Origin of the sequence: Paraburkholderia sp. CNPSo 3272 (assembly GCF_024206495.1) — a bacterium.
In the GTDB taxonomy this organism is placed as follows: Bacteria; Pseudomonadota; Gammaproteobacteria; order Burkholderiales; family Burkholderiaceae; genus Paraburkholderia.
The window spans coordinates 19,383-46,013 of sequence record NZ_JAMBPQ010000049.1 but is presented as its reverse complement, the minus strand read 5'-3'; the positions used below and the strand labels follow the sequence as shown (position 1 = coordinate 46,013).

At 65.2% G+C, this 26,631-nt stretch carries 26 protein-coding genes; 10 read left to right on the top strand and 16 right to left on the bottom strand.

Annotated features, from left to right (window positions below):
• Positions 1–610 precede the first annotated feature (610 nt).
• Positions 611–1,900 (top strand): MFS transporter, encoded by a 1,290-nt coding sequence (locus M3I53_RS33710; RefSeq protein ID WP_254320116.1) that lies wholly within the window; start codon positions 611–613, stop codon positions 1,898–1,900.
• Between the two features lie 3 nt (positions 1,901–1,903).
• Here M3I53_RS33710 and M3I53_RS33705 read toward each other — a convergent pair whose 3' ends face one another.
• Together M3I53_RS33705 and M3I53_RS33700 are read right to left on the bottom strand one after the other, a co-directional pair.
• A complete protein-coding gene (locus tag M3I53_RS33705) occupies positions 1,904–2,905 on the bottom strand; it encodes a 2-dehydropantoate 2-reductase (protein WP_254320115.1) in 1,002 nt (333 codons plus the stop codon).
• 4 nt (positions 2,906–2,909) lie between these two features.
• Entirely contained in the window at positions 2,910–3,680 is a 771-nt protein-coding gene (locus tag M3I53_RS33700) for a class II aldolase/adducin family protein (RefSeq protein ID WP_254320114.1), read from the bottom strand.
• Between the two features lie 167 nt (positions 3,681–3,847).
• Between M3I53_RS33700 and M3I53_RS33695 the strand changes: the two genes are divergently transcribed.
• Positions 3,848–4,291: a MarR family winged helix-turn-helix transcriptional regulator gene (locus tag M3I53_RS33695; RefSeq protein WP_254320113.1), complete on the top strand. Its 444-nt coding sequence runs from the start codon at positions 3,848–3,850 to the stop codon at positions 4,289–4,291.
• Positions 4,292–4,546: 255 nt separating this feature from the next.
• Here the strand turns inward: M3I53_RS33695 and hpaH are convergent, their stop codons facing one another.
• The 6 genes from hpaH to M3I53_RS33665 are packed head-to-tail and all read right to left on the bottom strand — an operon-like array spanning position 4,547 to position 9,653.
• Complete coding sequence (gene hpaH / locus M3I53_RS33690; RefSeq protein WP_254320122.1) at positions 4,547–5,350, bottom strand: 2-oxo-hept-4-ene-1,7-dioate hydratase; 804 nt, start codon at positions 5,348–5,350, stop codon at positions 4,547–4,549.
• Positions 5,350–5,760, bottom strand: a complete 411-nt coding sequence (locus tag M3I53_RS33685; protein WP_254320112.1) for a 5-carboxymethyl-2-hydroxymuconate Delta-isomerase — start codon at positions 5,758–5,760, stop codon at positions 5,350–5,352. The genes hpaH and M3I53_RS33685 overlap by 1 nt, the downstream gene beginning before the upstream one ends.
• A 15-nt stretch (positions 5,761–5,775) precedes the next feature.
• A complete protein-coding gene (gene hpaD, locus M3I53_RS33680) occupies positions 5,776–6,639 on the bottom strand; it encodes a 3,4-dihydroxyphenylacetate 2,3-dioxygenase (protein ID WP_254320111.1) in 864 nt (287 codons plus the stop codon).
• Entirely contained in the window at positions 6,639–8,096 is a 1,458-nt protein-coding gene (gene hpaE, locus M3I53_RS33675) for a 5-carboxymethyl-2-hydroxymuconate semialdehyde dehydrogenase (RefSeq protein ID WP_254320110.1), read from the bottom strand. The genes hpaD and hpaE overlap by 1 nt, the downstream gene beginning before the upstream one ends.
• Before the next feature lie 34 nt (positions 8,097–8,130).
• Positions 8,131–8,886, bottom strand: coding sequence for a fumarylacetoacetate hydrolase family protein (locus M3I53_RS33670; protein ID WP_254320108.1), 756 nt, complete (start codon positions 8,884–8,886; stop codon positions 8,131–8,133).
• Positions 8,883–9,653 (bottom strand): fumarylacetoacetate hydrolase family protein, encoded by a 771-nt coding sequence (locus tag M3I53_RS33665; RefSeq protein ID WP_254320121.1) that lies wholly within the window; start codon positions 9,651–9,653, stop codon positions 8,883–8,885. Before M3I53_RS33665 ends, M3I53_RS33670 begins: the two co-directional genes overlap by 4 nt.
• Before the next feature lie 188 nt (positions 9,654–9,841).
• Between M3I53_RS33665 and hpaR the strand changes: the two genes are divergently transcribed.
• Positions 9,842–10,240 carry a homoprotocatechuate degradation operon regulator HpaR gene (hpaR, locus tag M3I53_RS33660; RefSeq protein ID WP_254320120.1) on the top strand — a complete coding sequence of 133 codons (399 nt, stop codon included), beginning with the start codon at positions 9,842–9,844 and terminating at the stop codon, positions 10,238–10,240.
• Between the two features lie 97 nt (positions 10,241–10,337).
• On the opposite strand, the gene M3I53_RS33655 is transcribed toward hpaR, so the two are convergent.
• Complete coding sequence (locus M3I53_RS33655; RefSeq protein WP_254320107.1) at positions 10,338–10,649, bottom strand: thioredoxin family protein; 312 nt, start codon at positions 10,647–10,649, stop codon at positions 10,338–10,340.
• Positions 10,650–11,289: 640 nt separating this feature from the next.
• Here M3I53_RS33655 and M3I53_RS33650 point away from each other — a divergent pair.
• Positions 11,290–11,565: a hypothetical protein gene (locus M3I53_RS33650; protein ID WP_254320106.1), complete on the top strand. Its 276-nt coding sequence runs from the start codon at positions 11,290–11,292 to the stop codon at positions 11,563–11,565.
• A 47-nt stretch (positions 11,566–11,612) separates the two neighbouring features.
• Here M3I53_RS33650 and M3I53_RS33645 read toward each other — a convergent pair whose 3' ends face one another.
• The 5 genes from M3I53_RS33645 to M3I53_RS33625 form a co-directional block, all read right to left on the bottom strand.
• On the bottom strand, positions 11,613–12,881 hold the full coding sequence (locus M3I53_RS33645) for a winged helix-turn-helix domain-containing protein (RefSeq protein WP_254320105.1): 1,269 nt from the start codon (positions 12,879–12,881) through the stop codon (positions 11,613–11,615).
• The gene (locus M3I53_RS33640; RefSeq protein WP_254320104.1) at positions 12,874–14,622 is read right to left on the bottom strand and encodes an FAD-dependent oxidoreductase; all 1,749 of its coding nucleotides are present in this window, start codon (positions 14,620–14,622) and stop codon (positions 12,874–12,876) included. Before M3I53_RS33640 ends, M3I53_RS33645 begins: the two co-directional genes overlap by 8 nt.
• Before the next feature lie 46 nt (positions 14,623–14,668).
• Positions 14,669–15,658 carry a DedA family protein/thiosulfate sulfurtransferase GlpE gene (locus M3I53_RS33635; RefSeq protein ID WP_254320103.1) on the bottom strand — a complete coding sequence of 330 codons (990 nt, stop codon included), beginning with the start codon at positions 15,656–15,658 and terminating at the stop codon, positions 14,669–14,671.
• 265 nt (positions 15,659–15,923) lie between these two features.
• Positions 15,924–16,169, bottom strand: coding sequence for a hypothetical protein (locus M3I53_RS33630; RefSeq protein ID WP_028207914.1), 246 nt, complete (start codon positions 16,167–16,169; stop codon positions 15,924–15,926).
• 454 nt (positions 16,170–16,623) lie between these two features.
• Entirely contained in the window at positions 16,624–18,273 is a 1,650-nt protein-coding gene (locus tag M3I53_RS33625) for a PAS domain-containing methyl-accepting chemotaxis protein (RefSeq protein WP_254320102.1), read from the bottom strand.
• A 460-nt stretch (positions 18,274–18,733) separates the two neighbouring features.
• On the opposite strand from M3I53_RS33625, the gene M3I53_RS33620 reads away from it, so the two are divergent.
• The 3 genes from M3I53_RS33620 (at position 18,734) to M3I53_RS33605 (ending at position 20,949) form a co-directional block, all read left to right on the top strand.
• Entirely contained in the window at positions 18,734–18,925 is a 192-nt protein-coding gene (locus M3I53_RS33620) for a hypothetical protein (RefSeq protein ID WP_254320101.1), read from the top strand.
• Entirely contained in the window at positions 18,922–19,821 is a 900-nt protein-coding gene (locus M3I53_RS33615; protein ID WP_254320100.1) for a glutamate/aspartate ABC transporter substrate-binding protein, read from the top strand. The genes M3I53_RS33620 and M3I53_RS33615 overlap by 4 nt, the downstream gene beginning before the upstream one ends.
• Positions 19,822–20,238: 417 nt before the next feature.
• On the top strand, positions 20,239–20,949 hold the full coding sequence (locus M3I53_RS33605) for a PepSY-associated TM helix domain-containing protein (RefSeq protein WP_254320099.1): 711 nt from the start codon (positions 20,239–20,241) through the stop codon (positions 20,947–20,949).
• Between the two features lie 58 nt (positions 20,950–21,007).
• Here M3I53_RS33605 and cobF read toward each other — a convergent pair whose 3' ends face one another.
• Positions 21,008–21,781, bottom strand: coding sequence for a precorrin-6A synthase (deacetylating) (cobF, locus tag M3I53_RS33600; protein ID WP_254320098.1), 774 nt, complete (start codon positions 21,779–21,781; stop codon positions 21,008–21,010).
• A 160-nt stretch (positions 21,782–21,941) separates the two neighbouring features.
• On the opposite strand from cobF, the gene M3I53_RS33595 reads away from it, so the two are divergent.
• The gene (locus tag M3I53_RS33595; protein WP_254320097.1) at positions 21,942–22,529 is read left to right on the top strand and encodes a LysE family translocator; all 588 of its coding nucleotides are present in this window, start codon (positions 21,942–21,944) and stop codon (positions 22,527–22,529) included.
• Positions 22,530–22,545: 16 nt separating this feature from the next.
• Here the strand turns inward: M3I53_RS33595 and M3I53_RS33590 are convergent, their stop codons facing one another.
• Positions 22,546–23,373 carry an AraC family transcriptional regulator gene (locus M3I53_RS33590; protein ID WP_254320096.1) on the bottom strand — a complete coding sequence of 276 codons (828 nt, stop codon included), beginning with the start codon at positions 23,371–23,373 and terminating at the stop codon, positions 22,546–22,548.
• 134 nt (positions 23,374–23,507) lie between these two features.
• Between M3I53_RS33590 and M3I53_RS33585 the strand changes: the two genes are divergently transcribed.
• Together M3I53_RS33585 and M3I53_RS33580 are read left to right on the top strand one after the other, a co-directional pair.
• On the top strand, positions 23,508–24,059 hold the full coding sequence (locus tag M3I53_RS33585; protein WP_254320095.1) for a GNAT family N-acetyltransferase: 552 nt from the start codon (positions 23,508–23,510) through the stop codon (positions 24,057–24,059).
• Positions 24,060–24,261: 202 nt separating this feature from the next.
• Positions 24,262–26,631, top strand: a complete 2,370-nt coding sequence (locus M3I53_RS33580; protein ID WP_254320094.1) for a HAMP domain-containing protein — start codon at positions 24,262–24,264, stop codon at positions 26,629–26,631.

Genomic DNA, 26,631 nt, shown 5'->3' with positions numbered 1-26,631 from the left:
GGGCGGGATGGGCTGGGCTCGCGCCGGGCTTGAACGCTTCGGCGACGGTGGCCGGTGTCGCCGCCGCTGCACTCGACGTGCCGAGCGCGAGCGTCACGCCGGCTGAAACGGCGAAGACGGCAACGTAAGCATGCAGGCGAGACGCGCGCGGGAACCGAAAGGCAGAAGAAAGGGACATCCTTGTCATTGGCTTACGGGTCGCGACTGCGGCGACCCTTCAGTGGCGGCGGAGGAAAAGACAGCGGGACGATGCGCGCGGCTGGGGGCGCGTTGGCGCGGCGCAAAGGCTGCCGCCGCCCCGTTCGTCGGAACGTTCGACGCGCTGCCGCAATTTTGGTGCCCGCTTTGTGCGGGGTGGCCCGCATGCGTTTGCGGAACCGCCAAATACGGCGCGGCGCACGAAAGGTGAGTGCTGACTATGCCGGGAGTATGCCTCTTTCACCTTACGAACTCGGATGAGGCGCGCACGCCGGGCGTCGTTAAAAGGGACGCTTCATGCCGGCTTCGGTTCGCGGCGTACGCGGGTTTTGATCAGTGGCGCGTGCGCCCGGGCGAATGCTACCGTTGCACGGTCAACATTCAGGCCCGCCAGAGGCCGACGAGGAGCGCCATGAACAGCGTCAGCATGACCGGAGTGCGCAAGGGCAAACTGAGCCGCACGCAGTTGATCGTCGCCGCCACAATCGGCAATGCGCTCGAATTCTTTGATTTCACCGTCTACAGCTTCTTCGCGCTGACCATCGGCAAGCTGTTCTTTCCCACCATGTCGAGCTACGGGCAGTTGCTGGCCTCGGTGGCGACCTTTGGCGTGGGTTTCGTGATGCGGCCGCTGGGCGGCGTCGTGATCGGCGCCTATGCCGACCGCGCCGGACGCAAGCCTGCCATGACGCTCACCATCTTCATGATGGCGCTGGGCTGTATGCTGATCGGCCTCGCGCCCACCTATGCGCAGATCGGCGTCGCCGCACCGGTCGTGATCGTGTTCGCGCGCTTGCTGCAAGGGTTTTCCGCGGGCGGCGAAGTGGGCGCTTCCACCACGCTGCTGATCGAGGCGGGCACGCCCGCCAATCGCGGCTTGCTCGGCAGCTGGCAGTTTGCGAGCCAGGGAATGGGCGTTTCGCTCGGCGCATTAACGGCCGGACTCCTGACGACTTTCCTCGCCGCCGACACGCTGCTCGCCTGGGGCTGGCGCGTGCCTTTCCTCATGGGCGTGGCGATCGCGCCGCTCGGCATGTGGATTCGCCGGCGTCTGGACGAGCAGTTGCCGCAGCAGGCGAGCGTGGTGCGCATGCCAGTGCTCGCCGTGCTGCGCGACCACTGGCGGCGCGCGGCGCTCGGCATCCTGCTGACGATCGGCTCCACGGTCACGGCCTATGTCGTTACGTTCTATATGCCGACGTATGCGATTCACGAACTGAAGGTGCCCGCGCCCACGGCGTTGCTGGCGGGGCTCGTTTCCGGCGTCGTGACCTTTCTGGTGGCGCCCGTGTCGGGCCTGCTCTGCGACCGGTTCAGCCGCCGCGCGCTGATCTTCTGGCCGCGCGTGGGCGTCTTGCTGTTGATCTACCCGGCGTTCCTGTGGCTCGCGAGCGGCCCGGATGCCGCGCGTCTTTTGATCACCGTAGGCGGCCTGAGCGTGCTGCTGGGGCTGCAGGCTGCGCCCTCCATCACGATGCTGCCCGAGATGTTCCCGCGCGCGGTGCGCGCGACGGGCATGGCGATCGTCTACGGCATTGGCGTGGCGATTTTCGGCGGCTTCGCGCAGACCGTCGCCACCTGGCTCGTGAAGAGCACGGGCAATCTGCTCGCGCCCGCGTGGTACGTGATGGGGTGCGTGGCGATCTCGTGCCTCGCGTTGCCGTTCATTCGCGACCTCACGGGCAAGCCGCTCGAGGATTGATGGCTAGCGTTTGTGGCGCGCCGCTTCGAGATTCGCGTCGAGCTGGCGCGCCAGACCGTAGAGCATGCCGAGCGAAGGCGCCGCGATGCCCACGCGCTGCGCCAGTTCATAGGGCGCGCCAAGCAGTGCTTCGACTTCGAGCGAGCGGCCCGCCTCCACGTCTTGCAGCATCGAAGTCTTGAACGCGCCGAGCTTGCGCGTGAGCGCGCTGCGCTCCTCGATGGTCATCGCAATGCCAATGCCGAGCGCTTCGCCAATCGCCCGCGCCTCGACCATGACCGTGCTCACGAGTTGCGCCGTGAGCGGGTCGTCCAGAATCACGTCGGCGGTCGAGCGCGTGAGCGCGCTGATGGGGTTCATCGTCATATTGCCCCAGAGCTTCGCCCAGATATCGGCCTGAATCGGCGCGGCCTTGGTGACCTCGAACCCGGCCCGCGCAAGCAGATCGCGCGCTTCCTGCGCGCGCGCGGCCATGTGCGCCGAGCCCTCGCCGACGATCAGATGATTGCCGCCGCCCTTGCGGATCACGCCCGGCTCCGCAATCGACGACGACAGATGCACGACACAGCCCGAAGCCTGTGCGGGCGGCAACGCCTTCGAGACGACGCCGCCCGGATCGACCGCTTCCAGCCGGCCGTTCGCGTGCGCGCCGCCGAAGCCGTGGAGGAACCACCAGGGTACGCCGTTCATCGCCGAGACGATATGCGTGTGCGGCGCCACGAGCGGCGCGAGCGAAGCGGCCGACTGGGCGAGCGCCTGACCCTTCAGGCAAACGAAGACGATGTCTTGCGCGCCGAGCGTTGCGGCGTCGTTCGTGGCGTTGACGGCTTGCGTGTAGCGCGTGTCGCCTTCGACGATCGTCAGACCGTCGCGGCGAATCGCTTCCAGATGCGCGCCGCGGGCGAGCAGATTTACGGCGATGCCCGCGCGCGCCAGACGCGCCGCGATCAAGCCGCCGATCGCACCGCCGCCGACGACGGTGATCTTCTGATTCGGTGTGTTCAAACTTTCACTCCTGATATGACGGGTCGATGCGCGTGACACGACGGACCAGCGCGTCGAGCACGTTCTGGCCCGCGCCATGTTCGGGCGAGAACTGCAAGGCGTCGCGCGTCGAGCGCTCGGTAATGGCGGGCGAAATCGGCAGCGTCTGGCCGCGCATCGAATCGGTCAGGACCTGCACTTCGCATGCGCGGTTGAGCGTCCACAGCAGCGCAAACGCGTGCGCGAGGGTCACACCGTGCGAAAGCAGCCCGTGATTGCGCAGGATGAGCAGCCGCTTGTCGCCCATCGACTGCAGGATGCGCGATTTTTCTTCGGCGTGCACGGTGATGCCTTCGAAGTCGTGATACGCGACCATGTCGTGCAACTGCGCCGAATAGAAGTTCGTATATGCGAGGCCTCCTTCCATGCACGCCACCGCGAGCCCTGCCGTGGTGTGCGTGTGCATCACGCAATGCGCGTCTGCCACGTTTGCATGGATCGCGCTGTGAATCACGAAGCCGGCCGGGTTGATCGGATACTCGCTCGGACTCAGGATGTTGCCTTCGAGATCGATCTTGACGAGATTGGAGGCCTTGATTTCGTCATACGTGAGCCCGAACGGGTTGATGAGGAAATGCTTGTGCGGCCCGGGCACGCGCAGCGTAATGTGATTGAAGATCAGCTCAGTCCAGCCCATGAGATGAAACACGCGATACACGGCGGCGAGTTGCACGCGCGCCGCCCATTCCGTGGGGTCGCACCATTCGGGGCGCGTGCGCTGGATGTTTTCATTCATGAAAGTCTCCTCGTGGCGGGCTCTGATCTCGCCGATCCTACGCGCAAATAAATGCGTGTGCAAGCATCAAATCGTCAATGAAATGCCTGCAGAATAGGGCTTTCATCGATGCTATCCTGATGGCGTGGCCGCATTTCGCGGCCGGTGAAAACCAGGCGGGAAGATCGATGACGGGGAAGTACAACCTTGCGGAGTTGTTCACCTACCGGCTCCATGTGCTCAAGAAGCAGACCGATCGCACGATGAGCGACGCGTTCGAGGCAGCGCTTTCGCTGTCGCTCACGGAGGCGCGGCTGCTGCTCAGCGTGGGCGCGTTCGGATCGTTGTCGGTGTCGGATCTCGGGCGCGTGTCGAACCTCGACCGCAGCCAGGCGAGCCGCGCGACCGACGTGCTCGAACGCAAGGGCCTGCTCGCCAAGACCTCGAACGAGGCGGACGGGCGAGGCGTGCTCGTGGCGCTCACGGCGCAGGGGCGCAGCACCTACCGGCGCGCCGCGGCGATCTCGAAGGCGACGAACGACGCGATTCTCGCCACGCTGAGCGAGCACGAGCGCGAAGTGCTGGCGAGCGTGTTGGCCAAACTCGTGCAGAGTGGGGAAGAGGGCGAATGAAGCGCGCTCCGCGCGTGATGGGGTGAACGCGTACCGAACGCGAAGAGCGCGCGTTAGACGCGGCCGCAGGGTGGCGGAATTTGCCGGCCAGTTCGCTTGCGCTGCGGGCGAGCAACGCCTGCGCGATCGCTTCGAGCTGGGCAGTTCGCTCACGTACGAGTCGGCAAGTGCGGCCCACAGGCCGATTTGCCGGCCGCCTTGCGCGAGGGCACGCGCGAACGGCTGGCGGGTACGGCCATCATTACGGCATCCTGATCAGATGAAATGGAAGCCGATGCCGCCTAGCGTGCCGTAATCGGCATGGAACGTATCGCCCGCGCGCGCCGTAATCGGGGCCGTGAACGAGCCGCTCAGGATCACGTCCCCGGCTTCCAGGCGCTCGTCGTGGCGCGCGATCTTGTTGGCGAGCCAGGCAACGCCGGTTGCCGGATGGTCGAGCACCGCGGCGGCCAGCCCGCTTTCCTCCACGGCGCCGTTCCTGTAGAGCAGCGCGCCGACCCAGCGCAGGTCCACGTCGAGCGGCTTGACCGGGCGGCCGCCCAGCACGACGCCCGCGTTTGCGGCGAAGTCGGAAATCGTGTCGAACACCTTGCGCGGCGCTTTAGTTTCGCGGTCGAACTGCTCGATGCGCGCGTCGATGATCTCGATGGCCGGCGTCACATAGGCCGTCGCGTCTAGCACGTCGAAGAGCGTGACGTTGGGCCCTTGCAGCGGCCGGTTCAGCACGAACGCCAGTTCCACTTCCACGCGCGGCGCGATGAAACGGTCCGCGCGAATCTCGCTGCCTGCTGGGATGAACATGCTGTCGAGCAGCGGCGCGTAGTCGGGCTCGTCGATCTGCGACGCGCGCTGCATGGCGCGCGACGTAAGGCCAATCTTGCGGCCCTTGATCGTGTGCCCCGCGGCGAGCTTGAGCTTGACCCACTCGCGCTGGATCGCGTAGCCGTCGTCGATCGTCATGTCCGGATGCGACCGCGAAAAATGCCGCAGCTGCGTACGCGTGCGTTCCGCTTCGTCGAGCCGTGCAGCCAGCTCGCAGATGGTTTGCTGATCTAGCATCATGAACTCGCGTTTTTGAGCCGTGCGTGCAGGTTGTTGTGCTTCCACGCGCCTTCTTCGCTGAACTCGACGATTTCGAGCGAGAGCGCGAGGCCCTGCGACGCGAAGGCAAGGGCGAAGTGCTGTTTGATCGCATCGAAAAGTGCATCGCCCGTCGCGCGGCGTACAGCTTGGGAGCGACCCGCGCCGATCTTCAGGCAGCCGTGCAGGAAGGCGTTGCCGGGATCGCCGTCGGCAATGAAGTACTGCTCGCAACGCAGCGCGCGCGTGCGAATGCCGCCGCGCGGAAAGACGCGCGCGCCGTTTTCATCGCGTTGCGCATCGAGCACTTGGGCAAGCGTTTCGCAGAGCTGAGCCATGCTGCTCGCGTCCGCGAGATTCGCGCTGTATTCGAGGGTGAGATGGGGCATGGCGTTCTCCCGTGTTCAGGTCGGCAGAGGCGTGACCGGCAGCACGGCGTTGATCTGTCCGGTGCCGGAGCTGCCGAAATACGGCGTGACGACTTCCGCCACGCCTTCGTAGCGGTCCCACCCGAGCGCGCCGAGCAGCATGGCCGTGTCGTGCATACCGCCTTCACCCCAGCACTTTTCGTTGTACATCGGCAGCATGTCGCAGAAGGTTTTCCAGTCGCCACGCTCCCACATCGCCACGACGTTGCGATCGGTCGCTTCGAGAAACGGGTCCCAGACCTTGTGCATGAAGGCTTCGGCCGTGCCGTTGTTGGCGAAGTGGTGGCTCAGCGACCCGCTCGCGAGTATCGCCACCGTGCCGTCGTAGCGCTCTTCGATCGCGCGTCGTACGGCCAGGCCAAAGCGCGCGCTGGTGGCGAGGTCGTGCCACATGCACCAGCCTGCCACCGAAACCGTGCGGAAATGTTCGTCGCCGTTCATGTAGCGCATGGGGACGAGCGTGCCGTATTCGAGGTCGAGCGTCGTATCGCTATGTGCGCGCGTTTTCACGCCCATTTCGTTCGCGACATCGGCAATCAGATGGCCAAGCTGCGGATTGCCGGGGTACGCATACGGCATGTTCTTGATGAAATGCGGCAGCTCGTTGCTCGTGTAGACGCCTTCGAAGCGCGGCGCGCAGTTGATGTGATACTCGCTGTTCACGAGCCAGTGCACATCGAACACGACGATCGTGTCGACGCCCAGTTCGCGGCAGCGGCGGCCGATCTCGTGATGGCCGTCGATGGCCGCCTGGCGGCAGCCCTTGTGGGGGCCGTCCAGTTCGGAGAGGTAAAGCGAAGGCACGTGCGTGACCTTGGCCGCCAGCGCGAGTTCGCCCATTACACGCCCCAGTGCGGAATGTGATGCGAGCCGAGCGAAACACACACGTTCTTCGGCTCGAGGAACACTTCGTAGCTCCATGTGCCGCCTTCGCGGCCCACGCCCGAAGCCTTCGTGCCGCCGAACGGTTGGCGCAGGTCGCGCACGTTCTGGCTGTTCACGAAGCACATGCCCGCTTCGACGGCGGCGGCCACGCGCAGCGCGCGGCCGGTGTTCTCGGTCCACACGTAGCTGGACAGGCCATAGGCGATGTCGTTGGCAAGGCGGATCGCGTGCGCTTCGTCGTCGAAGGGAATCAGGCACGCCACCGGGCCGAAAATTTCTTCCTGCGCAATGCGCATGCGGTTATCGACATCGACGAACACGGTCGGCTGAACGAAGTTTCCATTCTTCACCGCGTCGGGCAGCGCCGGCGCGTCGAGGCCGCCGCACGCGAGCGTCGCGCCTTCCTTCGGTCCGAGCTCGATATAGCTGCGTACCTTCGCGAGATGGCCCTCGCTGATCATCGGGCCGACGATGGTTGTCTCGTCGAGCGGATCGCCTACTCTGATGCGCTTCGCACGTTCGACGAAGCGCTCGGCGAACTTCGCGTAGATCGAACGCTGCACGAGAATGCGCGAGCCCGCCGTGCAGCGCTCGCCGTTGTTCGAGAAGATCATGAACACAGCGGCGTCGAGCGCGCGCTCGAAATCGGCGTCGTCGAAGATCACGAACGGGGATTTGCCCCCCAGCTCCATCGAGAACTTCTTGAGGCCCGCGGCCTGCACGATGCGGTTGCCCGTAGCCGTCGAGCCCGTGAACGAAACCGCACGCACATCGGGGTGCGCGACGAGCGGCTCGCCCGCTTCCTTGCCGTAGCCATGCACGACATTGAGCACGCCCGCCGGAATGCCGGCGTCGAGCGCAAGCTGGCCGAGCATCGAGGCCGTGAGCGGCGATAGCTCGCTCATCTTCAGCACGGCGGTATTGCCGAACGCGAGGCAGGGCGCGACCTTCCACGTGGCGGTCATGAACGGCACGTTCCAGGGCGAGATGAGCGCGCACACGCCCACGGGATGAAACAGCGTGTAGTTCAGATGCGTGGACGTGGGGTAGGTGTGGCCGTCCACGGCGGTGCAGACTTCGGCGAAGTAGCTGAAGTTGTCGGCGGCGCGCGGTACGAGTTGCTTGCCGGTTTGCGAAATGGTCTGGCCGGTGTCTTTCGTTTCGGTCTGCGCGATTTCGGGCACGTTCTTCGCGATCAGCTCGCCGAGCTTGCGGATCGCCGTCGCGCGCTCCGCGGCGGGCGTTGCCGCCCAGGTGGGGAAGGCGTCTTTCGCGGCGCGCACCGCGAGATCGACTTCCTCTGCGCCGCCGCGCGCGACTTCCGCGAGCACGTCCTGGTTCGCGGGATTCACGGTTTCGAAGTAGTCGCGTCCGCTGTGTGCGCGGCCGTTGATCAGATGGTCGATTCGCATGTCTAACGTAGTCCGTGTTCGATTCGTTGGCGGATCAGCGCCCGTAGTCGGCGTCGCTCGCGACGGTGTTGACGAGACGGCCCAGACCGTCGATCTCGCACACCACTTCGTCGCCCACATTCACGTTGACGACGCCTTCGGGCGTGCCGGTCAGAATGACGTCGCCGGGGGCGAGCGTCATGAAGCCGCTCAAATACTCGACGAGCTCCGCGATGCCGGTGACGAGATCGCGCGTGTTGCCGTTCTGCTTGAGTTCGCCGTTCACGTAAGCACGCAGGCCGAGCGCGTTGACGTCGGCGACATCGGCGGCGTCGACGAACCAGGGGCCCAGCACGGTGCCGCCGTCCCGGTTTTTCACGCGCAGGTTCGGGCGGTAGTAGTTCTCCAGATAGTCGCGGATCGCGTAGTCGTTCGCGATCGTGTAGCCGGCCACGTACTGCATGGCGTCCTCGCGTTTCACGTTGTACGCGGTGCGGCCGATCACGACGGCAAGCTCGCACTCGTAGTGCATGAATGTGACGTCGGCGGGCCGGCGCGTGGCGCCGCGATGGCCGATCACGCTGCCCGGCCCCTTGAGGAACACGAGCGGCTCTTCCTGCTTCGAGAACTGCAGTTCTTTGGCGTGCTCGGCGTAATTGAGCCCAAGGGCGAAGATCGTGCCGGGCTCGAAAGGCGCGAGCCAGACGACTTCGTGCTCCTCGCGCACGCGGCCGTCGGCGAGCCGCACGCGGTTTCCTTCGGGCGTGGCTTCGTGGATGGCGCCTGCATAGGCAACGCGTGCGCGCATCATGCTTGTGCTCCCTGCGCCACGTCTGCCGCGACGAATTCGATTTCGAGCGGCGCCCAGTCTCCAATGGAGATCACTGCACGCGCGCCGGCCTGAACCACGGGTGCGCCATGCGGCACGCCGAGCGTGATGACGTCGCCGGGGGCGAGCGTCATGAAGTCGGTGACATCGGCGAGCAATTCGGCTACGCCACGAACGCTCGTGGCCGTCGTTGCATGGAAGGCCGTGCCGCCTTCGATGTTCACCGCAATGGCAAGCGCATCGGGATCGGCCACATACCGGCGCGCGACGACGGCGGGGCCGATGACGCAGAAGTTGTCGCGCGCGCGAAACCGCACCGAGGGGCGATAGACGCTCGCATGCGGCACGCTCAGATCGGCCACGAGCGTATAACCCGCGATGTAGTCGAACGCTTCGTGTTCGGCGACGCGCGCGGCGGTTCGCCCAATCACGACGCCGAGCGACGCGCCCACCTGAACGCCGTCGCTGCCGGGCATGGCCACGCGCGCGCGGTGGCCCGCGAGCGTGTTGCGCGGCTTCAGGTAGAGAATGGGCGCGCGCGGCGGCGCTTTGTAAGGGGGCGCGTTCACGGCGTCGCCCAGTGCTTCGAGCGCGTGGCGGTCGTTGAGCAGCGTGCCGTAGACAGCGCCGCTCACAGGCGCCCGGCAACGCGCGCCGGTCGCGAGCAGCCCGCGCATGGCAGCGGCGCTGACGTCGCGCGGCAAGGCCTCGCCTTCGACGTGGAGCAGATGATCGGCAACGGAAAACATGGCTTGGATGGGCTTCATGGAAACACTAATATGTGAGTGATGGTGCGCTTGCTATCATCCGTCGTCAATCGTCGATGGGATTTTTTCGGGTTTCCCCTGGCCCAGGGCCTCGAATTCTTCGTTTAGCTGAAACCGCCATGTCCGATACCTCGCGTCCGACCACTCGCGTTGCGCACCGCAACCTGCCGATGCTGCTGCTGCGCGCACGCGAAAAGATGATGGAACGCTTTCGCCCGCTGATCACGGCGCACGGTCTCACCGAGCAGCAGTGGCGCGTGATCCGTGCGCTCAATGAGTGCGGACCGCTCGAGCCGCGGCAGATTTCCGACCTGTGCACGATCTCCAGCCCGAGCATGGCGGGCGTGCTCGCACGTATGGAGACGCTCGGCCTCGTGACGAAGGAGCGTTTCGCCGACGACCAGCGGCGCGTGCTCGTCTCGCTCACGAAGAAGAGTCATCAGCTCGTGAAAGCGATTTCGAAGGAACTGGAGGCGCGCTACAAGGCGCTGGAAGCGGAGGTGGGGCCGGAGGTGGTCGAGCGTGTGTATCGCGCGATCGACGATCTGCTCGCCGGCCTGGAGGCGTGAGCGCGGCGCGCCTTCGGGCGCGCCCGCGCGCAAAGGTGAGGCTTTTCGGGAGCGGTCCGCTCGGATCGTTCGGACCGCGTAGGAGGGCGCGGCGCGACTACGCGAGCGAAGCGAATGCCTCGTCGAGATCGGCGGCGTTTTGCGGACGCACCACGCGCGCGACCTCCACGCCGTCGCGCAGGAAAATGAGCGTGGGCCAGAGTTTTACGCGGAACGAGCGGCCCAGCGCGCGGCCCGGTCCATCTTCCACTTTCAGACGACGCACCTGCGGATTGCGCTCGAACGCCGCGCCGATCAGCGGTTGCGCACCCTGGCAATAGCCGCACCAGTCGGTGCCGAATTCGACGACGGCAGCCCCGCTGAGCGAGTCGATCTCCTTGCGGGCGGGCGCGTTCGTGGCGTAGCTCATCGCGTGATTCCTCGTATTGGCATCTGCAGACATCCACATACGATACCGCATCGCGCGGCAACGTTCAGGCTTCGCATTGGGCGTCCGCATGGACGTTCGCATGGACGTTCGCGCGAGAGGTGAGGCTTTTCGGGAGTGAGCAGGATGGCACTTGATCACGCACCTTGAACCGAACGGCGCGAGCGCGCGGGTCGTGCCGTCGTGAGTAAAAGTGCCTTGAAAACAAGGGCGAAACGCAAATCCGGTGTGTGATGCGGTGAGCGCGAGCCGATCGGAAGACGCACTCGAAGCGGCGTGGATCCGCGCTTCGAAGCACAAAGGTGAGCGCTTACGGGAGGGGATGGAGAGCGCCATCGGTGATCACGCGAAGCGACGTGAGGCACCTGCCAGGTTATCATGCGAAACCCACATTAGCCCTGATTTCAAGGGGTTTTTTAGTCGCCGGGCACGACGAAGCGACAAGCCGTCGCGTTCGCGGCCTCTGCGCGTGGGCGGCAAAGGTGAGAAGATTCGGGAGTGCGCCTTGCGTTGTCCCTCGCGCTGCCTGGCCTCGAATGGACGCCCGGACGCGATGGGTATATAACATTAAAAAGTGCGGGATTCTTTTGACTATTGCTCACCAAGGGAGATCGAGTTCATCATGACGAGCGACGACAAGCAAAAGCAGGACGCTCAAATGCCTGGCGCCGGTTCATCGCAACCGGATCTGGAGAGTCTGAACGCCGCCTTCAGTCACGTCGACGAAGGCGTGAAATCCGGGAAGATCGCGGCGGGCGCGGCCAAGGGCCTCGTCTTCAGCCTCGTCGAAACGCTGGGCGCGCTGGTGGGCGACCCCGATCTGCCGCAACACGCGCGTTCGGGCTACGAAGGGTTGCTCGAAGCCGCGCGCGAGTTGCGCGCCAAGCTGGATCACTAATCGTTCTCAACGCGTGCGGCGGCTCTGCCGGGTCGGCAGCCGCACGCTCACGCAGCCAGCAGGGCGGCCGCGAGGCCGTCCGGCGCTGTGCCGATGCGTAGCTCCGGCGTGCCGTGCCAATCCGCGCAACGCTGCAGCGCCCGGCGCAAGTCGGCCACCAGACGGCCGCTCGCGCGCACGCCGGGCTCCAGATGCAGCGACTTCACCTCGAACACCTGCTGCGCCCGATGCGCCTTTGCGTCGATGCGCCCGACCAGCCGCCCACGATTCAAGATCGGTAGTACGAAGTAACCGTATTTTCGCTTCGCAGCCGGCACATAGCATTCCATGGCGTAATCGAAATCGAATAGCGCGAGCGCTCGCTTGCGATCCCACACCACCGGATCGAAGGGCGAGAGCAGGGTCGTGACCGTGGAGGCCAGCTTGCCGCTCGCCGCATCGTCGAGGAGCGCCGCGTGCTCGCGATGCACGAACGCGTCGTGCTTCCAGCCTTCCACGCGCACGGGCAGCAGCTCGCCCGCGTCGGCGAGTGCGTGCAGGGCATCGGCATAGGGGCGGCGCGGCAGGCGGAAGTAGTCGGCGGCCCAGTCCGCGCGGATCACGCCGAGCGCGCGGCAGGAGCGCAAGAGCAGTTCGCGCTCCGCTTCGGCGCGTGGCGGCAGGTCGCGCGCGTCGTTCCAGTGCGGCAGCACGCGTTCGGCCACGTCGTACACACGCTGGAAGTTGTGGCGCTGCGCCACCATCAGCGCGCCGGTGGCGAACAGCACTTCCAGATGCCGTTTCTCCGGTTTCCAGTCCCACCAGCCGCTGCCTTTGGCGCCCTCGGCGCGCGCGAAGTCGGCGGAACGCACGGCGCCCTCGGCGCGAATGCGCTCGAGCAGGGCGTCGATGTCGTCACGGTACTGGTCGTGCCACTCGGCCGCGTATTTCCAGCCCATGCCGGCAGGATCGAGCATGCGATGGCGCAGCAGCCCGTAGTCTTCGATGGGCAGGAAGCAGGCCTCATGCGCCCAGTATTCGAACAGGCGCCCTTGCGCGAGGTGCGCGTCGAGCCATGCCGGCTCGAACGCGCCTATGCGGCTGAACAGCACAAAATAGGGACTGCGCGCGACCACGTGAATCGTGTCGATCTGCAGTTGCGCCATGCGGCGAATCGCGTAGAGCACGTCGTCCCGGGTCGCCTTGCGGCGCGGCGGTGCAAGCAGCCCCTGCGCCGCGAGGTGAAGCGTGCGGGCCGCCGCGAGCGACAGAACTAGCGGGGAACCGGCTTCGGCAACCGTGGGCGCTTCTGCAACCTCCGCAGCGCGCTCACGCATGGACGCCCGCAACCACCGTCACCGGCCGCAGCGCGGCGAGCCGTTGATGGATCTGCGCGACCACGGCCGCACCTTCGCCCACCGCCGCGGCCACGCGCTTGGTCGAGCCCGCGCGCGCGTCGCCGATCGCGTAGACGCCTTCCACCGAAGTCGCGAGGCTGCACGACTCGTTGTCGCCGGTCAGCACGAAGCCGTGCGCGTCGAGCTTCACGCCGCATGCGCGCAGCCAGCCGGTGTTCGGGTCCGCACCCGTGAAGAGGAACAGGTGGCGCGAATCGAAATGGTCGACGCCCTCCGGGCACGGCATCTTCAGGCGCACGGCGGCCAGGCCGCTCGTGTCTTCGTCGAGGCCGCCGATCTCGCTGTGTCCATGCACGCGCACGTTCGACAGCGACGCGATACGGTCGATCAGATAGCGCGACATCGTCGATTCGAAACCGGCCTTGCGGATCAGCACGTCGATCTGGCGCGCGTGTGTGGAGAGATAGACAATCGCCTGGCCCGCCGAATTGCCGCCGCCCACGAGCACGATGTTCTCGTGCTTGCAAAGCTTCGCCTCGACCGGCGAGGCCCAGTAGTAAATGCCGCGCCCCGTATAGCGATCGATGCCCTCGATCGCAGGCTTGCGGTACACGGCGCCGCTCGCGATCACGACCGTATGCGCGCGCACATCGCCGCTGCAGGTTTCGAGCCGTCGCGGTTCTTCATCGCAGATCAGCTTGCGCACCGAGACCGGAATGGCCACGTGCGCGCCGAACTTCTGCGCCTGCACGAACGCGCGGCCCGCGAGCGCCTGGCCGGATATGCCGGTGGGAAAGCCCAGATAGTTTTCGATACGCGAGCTGGCGCCCGCCTGGCCGCCGGGCGCGCGCGAGTCGAGCACGATCACCGAAAGGCCTTCGGAAGCGGCATAGACCGCAGTGGCGAGACCGGCCGGGCCCGCGCCCACCACGGCGACGTCGTACACGCGCTCGCCGTCCAGCTCGGGCAGGATGCCGAGGCACGTGGCCAGCTCGGGCGCACTGGGATGGCGCAGCACCGACCCGTCGGGGCAGATCACGAGCGGCAGGTCCTCGCAGCGCGCGGCGAAACGCTCGATCACGCCGCAAAGCATGCCTTCGTCGCGCTCGTCGAGCACGGAATACGGATGGCCATTGCGCGAAAGGAAGCCTTGCAGCGAAACGAGCGTGGGATCGTCGTGCTTGCCCACGAGAATCGGGCCGCCCGCGCCCTTTTCGATCAGCGAGACGCGGCGCAGGATCAGCGCGCGCACGATGCGCTCGCCGAGTTCGGCTTCGGCGACGATGGCCGCGCGCAGCCGCTCGGGCGGAATCAGGATCGCATCGACGGGTTCGAGCGCCGTGCCGTCCACGAGCGCCGGGCCGCCCGAAAGCTGGCCCACTTCGGCGAGAAAATGCCCGCGTCCATGCTCGACGATGAGCCGCTCGCGGCCCAGCCCGTCGCGCTGGGACACTTTCACGGAACCGGAGAGCAGCACGAACATGCCGGGGCCGGTTTCACCCGTGCGAAAGAGCAACTCCCCTGCAGACCAGTGGCGCTCTTCGCCGAAGCGCGCGAGGCGCGCGATTTCGTCGTCGTTGAGCTCGGGGAACATCTGATGGCGCCGCGTGGAGAGCGTCGAGAACGGCGCTTCGGCGGGTTGCGGCTGCGTGTCGGAGTGGCGGCTCGCGGAAGGAAGTTCCTCGGATTCGGGAACCTCGGCTTCGGTGATCGTGCCCATCTGGCGGTTCTCCTCGTGCGGGCGGCTCGGGAGCGGGCCGCCCGGATCAGATAGCTTTAGGCGTGATGTTGACCGGGACTTCGGTGTGGGCGTGCAGCTGGAGCGACTCGAGCGTGCGGCCGGCGTCGCGCCACGCGTCGAGACCGCCCAGCAGCGGGACCACATCGGTAAAGCCGGCCTCGGCGAGCTTCTTCGCCATCCAGGCCGCGGAAATTTCATTGGGGCACGAGCAGTAGATCACGAGCTTCTGGTCGTTCGGATACTTGCCGACGATCTCGTCGAGCTTGCGCTCGTCGGCGAACAACGCACCCGGAATGATGTACGGATCGAGCTTGCGCTTTTCTTCTGAACGAATGTCGAACACGACCGGCGGCGGCTTGGCGCCCATCGCGCGGTAAAGGTCTTCCACCGTGATGCGCGCGTTCGCGAGCTTTTTGATGAGCTGGCGGCGGCGCTGCCAGCGGTAGGTCGCGTAAAGCACCAGCAGCACGGCCACCACAACGAGGGCGAAGCGGCCAAGGCGGCTTGCACCGCTCATCAGCATGTCGATCTGCGGCGCGAACATCACGCCGACGAGCAGTCCGGTGCCGGACCACAGCGCCGCGCCGACGCCGTCGAAGCCGACGAACTGGCGGTAGGGCACGCCCATCGCGCCGGCCATCGGCACGGACACGAGCGACAGGCCCGGTACGAACTTGGCGACGGCGAGTACGCGCACGCCCCAACGGCCGAAAAAGCGCTCGGTTTTTTTCACGCAGGTGTCGCGCGAGAGCGAGAGCTTGCAGAGCGTCTTGAGCGTGTTGCCGCCGTAGAGGCGCCCGGCCATGAACCACACGCTGTCGCCGATCAGCATGGCGAAGATGGCGAGCCCGAGCACCGGCGCAACCTGCTGGCCGATCGAACCGGGATGCATGGCCGCCATCGCGCCGAACAACACGAGCGCGGGCATCGCGGGCACGGGCAGCCCAAGCGATCCGGCGAGCACATTGATGAACACCAGCGCAGGCCCGTATTGCGCGACGAGGTCATGTAGCATCGGCTTACTTCCGTTGCGCCGTCAGGCGAGGAACGGGAAAGATAGAAGGGTAACGTAAAGATTATGGACGTATTTCGAACGCGTGCAAGCGACCCCCTGCACGCGCGTGAGAATGCCTGCCGAGTAGGGCAGGCATATGAAAAAAGCGCCGGATTAAAAGAGAGAAACGCGAGGTGTTCGCGAGAGGAGCGCGATGAGTGGAAAGCGACAGAACGCAGCACACGAGACTGCGCGTGCCGCGTTCCTGCCGTCAGTTTCCGTGCGCTTAGCGCGTGTGTGATTCCCCGGGCAGCTCGGCGCCTTGTGCGCGAATTGCCGCGATCAACTCGGCCGGCGTGATTTCGTAACGCACTTCGCGATGGATGCCCGGCTTGCGCTCGTCGACTTCGACCAGCAAGAGGCTTTTGCCGTCGGCCGCCGATTCGAGGCGCAGTGAACGCAGTTCGCGTCCGGTCGCGTCGTCATGCTCGGTGAGCAGGGTCATGTTTCCGGAAGACCCGGTCGTGCGCATTGATGTTGTCCTCGTGCGTTGGGTGGTCGAGCCATTGTACGGGGTCGGCTGCCCGGCGTGTTTATGCAAGTGAGCGCAGACACACACAGCGAGATCGCCGTGCCGCGACCCTGGCCAGCCAGTGTAACGCGACTGGCCGGCGCAACGCCCGTTTTTGCGCGCCCTGCAACGGGCCATGCGAAATGCGTTGCGCGTTGCACCGCTGTCATGGTTGCGAAGCAAAGCGATGCCAGGCGCCAGGCCGGCGCAGCAGAAAAAACGGCCCACCCGGGCAGGCCGGGCGAGCCGTTGAAACGCCGTTGTTACTCGGATCAGCAAACCGGGGTACGGCTTGCTGACGGTTTTCATGGTGCCGTCCGCGCGCCGCACTGTCGAGATGGGACTAACGCCGATCTCTCAGACCAATAGACGAAGCCACCCGACTGCGTTGGCGGCGCGGCGTGCGAGCCGGTCGCTATGCCGCGATCTCCTCGGCCGCTTCGGCAAGATCGACGCTCTGGCGGCGCGCCGGGGCGCGGGCGGGCTTCGCGCGCGTTGCCGCCTCGGCGCCCGCCACGGTGAACAGACGCACGGCCTCGTCGAGCACGTCGGCCTGCTCGGCGAGCCGCTGCGCCGTGGCGGCGGCCTGCTCGACGAGCGCCGCGTTCTGCTGCGTGGCGCTGTCCAGATGCGCGACAGCCTGATTGACCTGGCGGATGCCTTCGGCCTGCTCGCCGCTCGCGTTCGCGACCTCGGTGATGATCGACGAGACGCGGCTCACGGCTTCGTCGATCGAGCGCATCTGCGCAGTCGTGTTGCCAACGAGGCGCGTGCCCTCGGCGATCTCGTTGACACTGGCGTCCACCACCTGCTTGATCTCCCTTGACGACGCCGCGCAGCGCTGCGCGAGCATGCGCACCTCGCCCGCGACCACGGCGAACGAGCGGCCGGCCTCGCCCGCGCGCGCGGCTTCGACGGCGGCGTTGAGGGCGAGGATGTTGGTCTGGAACGCGATGCCGTCGATCACGCCGGTGATGTCGCTGATCCGGCGCGACGCGTCGGTGATACCCGTCATCGTGCGCTCCATCTGCGCGGCGATCGAGCCGCCCTCGGCGGCCGCGGACTGGGCGTCGCGCGCGAGATCGAGCGCGCGGGCGCTGGCTTCGGCGTTGGCCTGCACGGTGGTCGTCAGCTGATCCATCGTGGCGGCGGTTTCTTCGAGCGATGCTGCCTGCATTTCGGTGCGGCGCGAGAGATCGAGATTACCGCTCGAGATTTCGTGCGCAGCGTCGAGCATGCCGTCGATCTGCGAGCGCACGTCGAACACGATCGCCGTGAGATTGGCCTGCAGCTGGTTGAGCGCCTGGAGCACGTCGCCTAGATCGTCGTTCGTGGCGACCGCGAGTGTGGCCGTGAGGTCGCCCGCGGCCATGCGCGTGGAGGCCGTGGTCATCTGCGAGAGCGGTGCGCCGAGGTGGCGCGTGGTGAGACGCCAGGCGCCGAGCGCACACACGCAGGCCGCGCCGAACGCGCCCCAGAACGGCAGCGGCGGCAGCCCCTGCCAGGCGGCGAAGCCGGCCGCGGCGAACACGGCGGGCACGGCGCCATAGCCGAAGGCGACACGCGTGGCGATGGGCACGCGCAGGAGCGCCTGCAGTGCGCCCACGAGGCCGGTGCGCACCACCGAGCCGCGGTGCAGCCGCACGCCTCGCAGACGGTCCTCGCGCATTTGCGCGTAGAAGGCTTCGGCCGTGCGGATCTCATCGCGCGTGGGCTTCACGCGCACGCTCAGATAGCCGACCACCGTGCCGTGCTCGGAGACGGGCGTTACGTTCGCGCGCACCCAGTAGTGGTCGCCGGACTTGCGGCGGTTCTTGACGATCGCGGTCCAGGGACGGCCTTCGCGAACGGTCTCCCACAAGTCGGCGAACGCCTCGGCCGGCATGTCGGGATGACGAATGATGTTATGTGCCTTGCCGATCAGCTCTTCTTTCGTGAAGCCCGACACCGCGACGAACGCAGGATTGCAGTACTGAATGCGGCCCTTGAGGTCGGTGGCCGAGACGAGCATCTGCGAAGCGGGATAGTCGAATTCCTGTTGCGTGACGGGTTGATTGTTGCGCATGAGATTCCTTCGATAGGGCCGCTCGAGACCCAACAACACAGCGAGGCATAACGGCATTTCCCTTACAAACTTTAGGGATATGCACGCGTGAGGCAAGCCTGGGACGATCGGCGCGCAGCGAGAAAATCCGTTGTGCTATCAATGGATTGGCGCGGATGTTGGGGGGTGTATGCACAGACTTTTCCCCGTTAACTGTGGACAAGTCTACTGCCTCCAAAACGTGCAACTTCTCTGTCGCGTGGCGCATTGGCGTTTGCGATCAGGGACTTAGGTTCGCTGTCCAGAAGTTGTGCACAGGGCTGCCAACAAAATCTGTGGAAAACACGGGTAGGTTTCGACGCGCTGCGAGGCGGTGTTGCCGCGATTGGGAACGCCGTGGATTAACCGAAACGCATCAAGGACTTGATGCGGTCTTCCAAGGGTTACGCACAGGGCTGCCAACAAAATGTGTGGACAAGTCATGGCCCACGTAACGGTTCGTGTTGCCAACGAAACCGGCCTCGACGGCGCGCTTCGAACGACGCGCCTCACCGGCGACTTAACCTTGAGTTATGTCGTCGTAACCGATTTCAATTGCCGCCTCGCTGCAAGGCATGAATACTCGGGTGCGGCGCACGAAGCGCCGACGGACCATCCGGAGGAGACTAAATGAAAAAAGTTGCAACGCTCGCAGCAGTCGTCATGGGATGCACGTATCTCGGGCCGGCTCAGGCGCAGGACGCCACGAGCGCTACTCTGAAAAAAATCCGCGATACAGGCGTGATTGCCCTGGGCGTGCGGGAATCGTCAGTGCCGTTCTCCTACTACGACAGCGAGCAACACACGATCGGCTATGCGCAGGACATCGCGCTGAAGATCGTCGACGAGGTGAAAAAGGAGCTGAAGCTCGACAAGCTCACGGTCAAGGAAATTCCGATCACTTCGCAGAACCGCATTACGCTCGTGCAGAACGGCACGATCGATATCGAGTGTGGTTCGACCACGCACACGAAGGAGCGCGACAACCAGGTCGCGTTCACGAACAGCTTCTTTCAGTACGGCGTGCGCCTGATCGCGAAAAAGGATTCCGGCATCAAGGACTTCCCCGATCTCGCAGGCAAGACGGTGGTGACCACGGCGGGCACGTCGGAGGACCGGCTGCTGCGTGAGATGAACAACGACAAGAAGATGGGCATGCAACTCATCGCCGCCAAGGACCACGCGGAGTCGTTTCTCAACGTGAAGACGGGGCGCGCGGTCGCGTTCGTGATGGACGAGCCGCTGTTGTACGGGGCGCGGGCCAAGGAGGCGGACCAGCAGGACTACGTGATCACCGGCACGCCGCCGCTCTCGGAGGTTTACGGCTGCATGGTGCGCAAGGACGATCCCGTTTTCAAGAGGCTGGCCGATGGCGTGATCGCTCGCATGCAGACTTCGGGTGAAGCGCAGCGGCTGTACACGAAGTGGTTCACGCAGCCCGTGCCGCCAAAGGGGATGAACCTGAACTATCCGCTGTCCAACGAAAACCGGGCGCTGTTTGCGCATCCGAATGATCGGGCGCTCGATTGATTGCAGGTTTTCAATGCGGCGGCCGCAACCGCGCGGCCGCCACGCATGGCCGCGTAGATGTGAAGGTTCGAAGTCCCGACGACTGCGCCAGGCTTTTCCAGCATGAAGAAAATCACCCGTAGTGAATCAGTCCGCGCCAGTCGCGGCGGCGCACGAAATCCTTCTACTCTTGCATTAGCGCCGCCTCGTTAAACGAGCGCTCCGGGCCGGCATCGGCGTGCCAATTCGATCGTCATTCGCAAAAGAACACATTTAGTTGATGTCGCCAGCGGTGTCGCCAAAAGCCAATTCCATTTGAAAGAAAGTACAAAATATGGAATGATATCGATTCTCATTACCGTGGACCCCTCCCAACCCCAACCAGGTCTATGCGCTGCTGTGGCCTTCCTGCTGTACGTTGCGACTCTGGAGTGAAACATGAGCTTTTCCGATACCGCCGAGATCGACGCGCCGGCGGTGCCGCGCACGCGTCTCGACGCCGAACAGCGCGACGAACGCGCGACGCGCTCGCGCCGCGCGACCTTCATCAAGTGGCTGCGCAAGGTGCACGGCTGGGTGGGCCTCTGGGGCGCGGCGCTTGGCCTGCTGTTCGGCGCAACGGGATTCGTGCTCAACCATCGCGCCGAGCCGCTGCGCATCTCGCCGGGCGCGCCGCAAGTCTCGACGGTGCAGATCGCCGTGCCCCACCCCGCGCCCGAAACGCCGCGTGAGATGGTGAAATGGCTGCGCTCGCAACCGGATCTGAAACTGCCGGCGCGCATGGGCCGCGTTCAGAAGGAGCCTGAGCACAACGTTGCGTGGGGCGATCGCCAGGTCGTGCAGCCCGAGCATTGGCAGATGATGTTCATGTCGCCCGCCGGGAGCGTGATGGTCGAGTACTGGGTGGGCAACGACAAGCTCACGCTCAAGCGCAACGACAATTCGCTGGTCTCGACGATCACGAACCTGCACAAGGGTACGGGTATGAGCGTCGGCTGGGTGCTGTTCATCGACAGCTTTGCCGGGGCGCTCATTCTGCTTTCGCTCACGGGCGTGCTGTTGTGGACGGAGCTGAACAAGCGCAAGACTGTGGGCGCGTTGCTGCTGTTCGGCTCGATTGTCGTCGCGGTATGCGTGGGGCTGGCGTAAGCCTCAGCGCCTGAATCAGGCAACGGGCGCGAGCGTCGCTGTTCGTCCCGTTCTGCTTTTAGTCTTTCACACCGCGCTTGCGCAACAAATACGTGTCCATGATCCACCCGTTCGCTTCGCGCGCCTGGGCGCGAACACGGACGATTTCGTCTTTCACATCCTCCAGCCGGCCCGCCACCAGGATCTCGTCAGGGGTTCCGACATAAGCGCCCCAGTAGATATCGAGTTCCTCGCCCGCGAGCTGCGCGTATGCGTTCTGCGCGTCGAGCATGACCGCCGCGCTGTCCGCGTCCTGCGGAAAGCCGCCCTGCGCGAGCCGTCTTCCCGTCGTGATGCTCACCGGCTTGCCGATGAAGTTGAGCGGCACGCGATGCTTCGCCGCGAGCGCCTGCACGCTGCTGATGCCGGGAATCACCTCGAAGTCGAACGCGAGCCGGCCTTCGGCCAGGATCGAATCGAGAATGCGGATCGTGCTGTCGTAGAGCGACGGGTCGCCCCAGACGAGAAACGCGCCGCATTGGCCGTCGGTCAGTTCCTCTTCGATCAGGCGCTCGAATACGCGCTGCTTGTCGCGGTTCAGCTCGTCCACGGCGGCCTTGTAGTCGAGGCCTTCGTCGCGGCGTCGCTCGGGGCTCGCGGCTTCCACGATGCGATAGTCGTGGTCCTTGATGAAGCGAGCGCAGATCTCTTTGCGCAGCGCGACGAGCTTGTCCTTGGCCGCACCCTTGTCCATCACGAAGAACACGTCGGCCGCGTTGAGCGCTTCGATGGCCTGCACGGTCAGGTACTTCGGATCGCCCGCGCCGATGCCGATGATGAGGATCTTTTTCACGTTGCAGTTCCGGAATGGGAGTCGTCGGTGCGGCGCAATGATAGCGCGAGTTCGGCGCTGTCCCGCGCCCGCGGCCAGGGCAATTTTCTTCAATACGCGCGCGGCGCGCGCGTCTACCCTCGACGCGTGTTGATCGCCCAAGAGCGTAGCGAGGAAAACCGTGAGCACTGCCTTGTCGATGGCCGCCTTCGCGCTGGCCACTTCCATCACCCCCGGGCCAGTCAATATCGTCGCGCTGAGCGCGGGCGCGCGCTACGGGCTGCGCGCGAGCCTGCGCCACGTCACCGGGGCGACCGTCGGCTTCACATTGCTGCTGCTGCTGACTGGTCTCGGCATGCAGGAACTGCTGGCGCGCCTGCCGTCTCTCACGCGCGCGCTCGAATGGGCGGGAGTGGTCTTCCTGCTGTACGTCGCCTACCGGCTCGCCACCGACGATGGCCGCATCGACTCTCCGAACGCGGCGCGCGGTCCCTCGTTGACGGTGGGCGCCACGATGCAATGGCTCAATCCCAAGGCGTGGCTCGCCTCGATAGCGGGCATGGGCTTATATGCGGCTTCCGGCGAGAACGCGCTCGTCTGGCAGTTCGCCGCGATCTATTTCGTGGTGTGCTACGTGTCGATCGCTTGCTGGGCGTGGGCGGGCGCGTCGCTTCGCCAAGCCTTGCGCGAACCGTCGCGCGTGCGTTTGGTCAACCGCGCGATGGCGTTGTTGCTGGCGGGCAGTGCGGTTTGGCTGGTGCTCGCCTGAGCGCGTGGCGGCGACGTTAGCCGCGATATTGGCCAGGCGTCGCGGCAACGAACTGGCGGAATGCGCGTTGCAGATGCGCTTGATCGGCGAAACCCGCTTGCGCCGCCACATCCGCAATGGCGTGCCCGCGACGCAGTTGCGTGCGGCTGAACTCGATCCGCCGGTTCACGACATACGCGTGCGGCGTCATGCCGTATTGCTCGCGAAACGCGCGAATCAGGTAGGAGGGCGAAAGATCGGCCGCGGCGCAGATCTCTTCGAGCTTGAGCGTGCGCGTGTAGTTGCCGTCGATGAATTCCGCCGCGCGCGCGAGACGCTCGTTCGGTTCGCGTGCGCTGACCGGCGCGGGATTCAGTGACTGCTGGAGCCTCGAGAAATAAGCTACGGTGGCGCATTCCTTGCGCAACGCCGATTCGTTCTGGTCGACGAGCAACTCATAGAGTGAGTTGAGCCCGTCGAACAATTCGCGCTCCCAGCTCAAGGTCTGTTCGAACGGGCGAAAGCCCTCGAGCGCGCCGAAGCCCAGATCGTGTTGCAGATTCGCGAGCCACGCCGTGTCGAGATAGAACATGCGGTAGGCCCAGGGCTCATCCGCGGCCGGGTTGCAGGCGTGCACGACTTCCGGGTTGATGACCACCACCGCGCCCGCGCTGATATGCGAGAGCGTGCTCCCGTTCAGGCAGGTGCTGCGCCCGCCCGTGACCGCGCCGATCGAGAACGTGCTGTGTGCGTGACGGCCGTAGCGGACCTTGCGGCCGTCGGCGATCGCGCGCACCTCGATGAAGGGCAGGTCAGCGTCGCGCCAGAAGTAAGGGTGTGCGTCGGACGTCGTGGCTTGCGGCATGGGGGACCTCGGAGTGATGCTGCGCGCATCGAGCGGCAGGTGGTCCATCTTAGCGCAACGCGAGCAGGCAGGCGGGACGTGATAGGCTTGTTCGAATCGCACGGGTCATTCCCTTTCCATGCCAGGCGCTGCACATGAACGAAACGAAGCCGACGAAGGCAACGAATACGGCGATTCGCCCGCTGACCGAACAGGATGCCGAGGCGTTTCACGCCATGCGTTTGTACGCGACCGAAAATAATCCTGCCGGCATCGTCCCGACCTATGAAGAGGAATCGAAGCGCACGCCCGAAGAAAGCCGCGCCCGGGTGCGCGCCACGGAGAACCAGGTCGTATTCGGCGCATTCGTGGACGACACGCTAGTCGGCATCACCGGCCTCATGCGCGAGCCGCGCCGTAAGCTTGCACACAAGGGGCTCATTTGGGGCGTCTTTGTCGATCCCGCATGGCGAGGCGCCGGCATTGCGAAGCAATTGATGGAAGGCGTCATCGCTCACGCTCGTGCGCTAGGCTTGCTCCAGGTGCAACTGGTGGTGAGCGTGCTGAACCCCCGCGCCCAGGCGTTCTACCGCTCGTGCGGCTTCGTGCGCTACGGAGTCGAGCCCCGCGGCCTGTACCTCGACGGCGAGTACGCCGACGACGAACTGATGGTGCTCTTTCTCGACGACCCGGCCGTGCCCGAGTGAGCGCCGCGGCGTGGCCGGACAATGCGCAACGCAGAGCGAACGTCAAGTGTGGCGTAACGCACAGTGCGCTCGGGCGAATTATGCGTAGTCATCATTTCGTCATACCTGAACGTCGATAATCCACCGCGAATAAATTGGCCGACGTGTCCCGAGCCGCGCAACCATAGCGCGGCCGGCGCGACGAAGGCCCGGGGATTTCGACATGACCATTCGTCACCGCATCACGCTACTCATCGTCCTGATGTTCGTCGCGCTGTCCGCCATCGGCGGATACGCTGCCTTGCAGGCCCGCCGCAGCGCCACCGACGTCCGCCAGGTTACCCAAGGCGTCGTGCCGAGCGCGCTCGCGTCGTCCGACCTCGTGTCGCTCGTGAAGGACGTGCAGCTCGCCACCATGACGCTCGTCTACGCACCCGACGCCACGGTCGCGTCGCTCGCGCAAAACGAGCTCAAGGACAAGGAAGCCGCGTTGCGCGCCGCACTCGAGGTGCAGCGCAAGGCCGCCGCGAGCCACGCGCAGGAAGGCCTGGTTTCGCAGGCGCAGGAAAGCCTCGCGAACTACTTCTCCGCGATCGACGACACCGCGAAGATGAAGGCGAGCGGCAAGAACGAACTCGCGCAGGCCTATCTCTTCGCGAACGTCGCGCAGTACCGCGACGAACTCGAAGGCATCGTCACGACGATGCGCGTGGAAAAGAACCGCCAGAAGGACGACGCGATCCGCACGCTCAACGGCACGCTCGACACCACGACGAGCGCGATCGCGGGCGTGACGGGCGGCGCGGTGCTGCTGCTCACGCTCATCGGCGCGCTGCTCTATCGCCAGATCACGCGGCCACTCTCGCGCATGCAGGCCATGATGAGCGAGATCGCGTCGAGCCAGGACTTCACGCGCCGCGTGCCCGTGGGCCGCATGGACGAAATCGGTCATTCGATCGTCGCCTTCAACGGCATGATCGAGAAGATCCAGCAGAGCTCCGCGCAGCTCAAGCGCAAGACCGCCGACATTCAGGCGATGCTGCAGAACATGCAGCAGGGCATTCTCACGGTGATCGAAGGCGCGACGATCCACAACGAATATTCGGCGTATCTAGAGGCAATCTTCGAAACGAACGAGATTGCGGGCCGATCGCTCATGGATCTCGTCTTCTCGCATACGGATCTCGACGCCGACACCCTCGCGCAAATCGACGCCGCCGTGCACGCGTGCCTTGGCGAAGACGACGTGAACTTCGCCTTCAATCAGCATCTGCTCGTGAATGAAATCACGCGCACGCTGCCCGATGGCCGCACGAAGGTGCTCGACCTGAGCTGGTCGGCCATCACCGACGAAAACGACGTGGTCGTGCGCCTCATGCTGTGCGTGCGCGACGTGACGGAGCTGCGCGAACTCGCGGCAGAAGCCGGCGAGCAGAAGCGCCGCCTCGAAATGATCGGCGAAATTCTCGCCGTGAGCGAAGAGAAGTTCCATCACTTCGTGGAAAGCTCGACGAGCTTCATTCACGAGAACGAGCACATCATTCGCCAGCACGACTGCGCGGATACGAGCGCGATTGCCGCGCTGTTCCGCAACATGCATACGATCAAGGGCAATGCGCGCACGTACAGCCTGCAGCATCTCACGGGCGTGGTGCACGAAGTCGAGCAGCGCTACGACGCATTGCGCCGCGAAGACACGAGCCACACGTGGGACCAGCAGGCGCTCATCGACGATCTGGAACGTGTGAAGACGGCGCTCGAGCACTATTCGAGCATCAACGAAGTGAGCCTCGGGCGCGGCCCGCGTGCGGCTGGCGCGCAGAACGGCGCGGCGAGCCTCACCGTCACGCGCGAAGCGATCGAAGAGACGCTGCGCATCGTCGATCGCACCGACGACAACGACTTGCCCGCGCTGCGCGCGATGCGCGCCGAACTGCGGGCTACGCTGCGCGCCATCGGCACCGAGCGCGTGGCCGATGCGCTCGCGGGCGTGACCGGCTCGCTGCCCTCGCTCGCGCAGGAACTCGGCAAGGTCGAACCGGTAGTGCGGATCGCGGACAACGGCTATCGCCTGCGCAGCGAGGCCGCCGGCACGGTGAAGAACGTGTTCATGCACCTGCTGCGCAACTCGCTCGACCACGGCATTGAAATGCCGGCGCAGCGCCGCGCCATCGGCAAGGACGAGTCGGGTCACATCGACATCGACGTGAACGTGCACAACGGTGCGCTGCAACTGACGCTCGCCGACGACGGTCGCGGCCTCGCGCTCGCGCGCATTCGCGGCATTGCGGTGGAGCGAGGCTGGCTGCAAGCGGAAGAAGCGGTGGGCGACGACGTGATCGCGGCGTTCATTTTCCGCCCCGGCTTTTCGACCGCGGCGAGCGTGACCGAAGTCTCGGGCCGCGGCGTGGGCATGGACGCGGTGCGCGATTTCCTCGAACGCGAGGGCGGCGCAATCGAACTGCGTTTCACCGATGACCGTGCGGGCGCCGATTACCGGCATTTCCAGACCGTCGTGCGTTTGCCGCAGCAGTGGGCCGTAAACATGACGGATGCAACGCAGACAAAGCAAGAGGAAGCGCTGGCGGGCTAG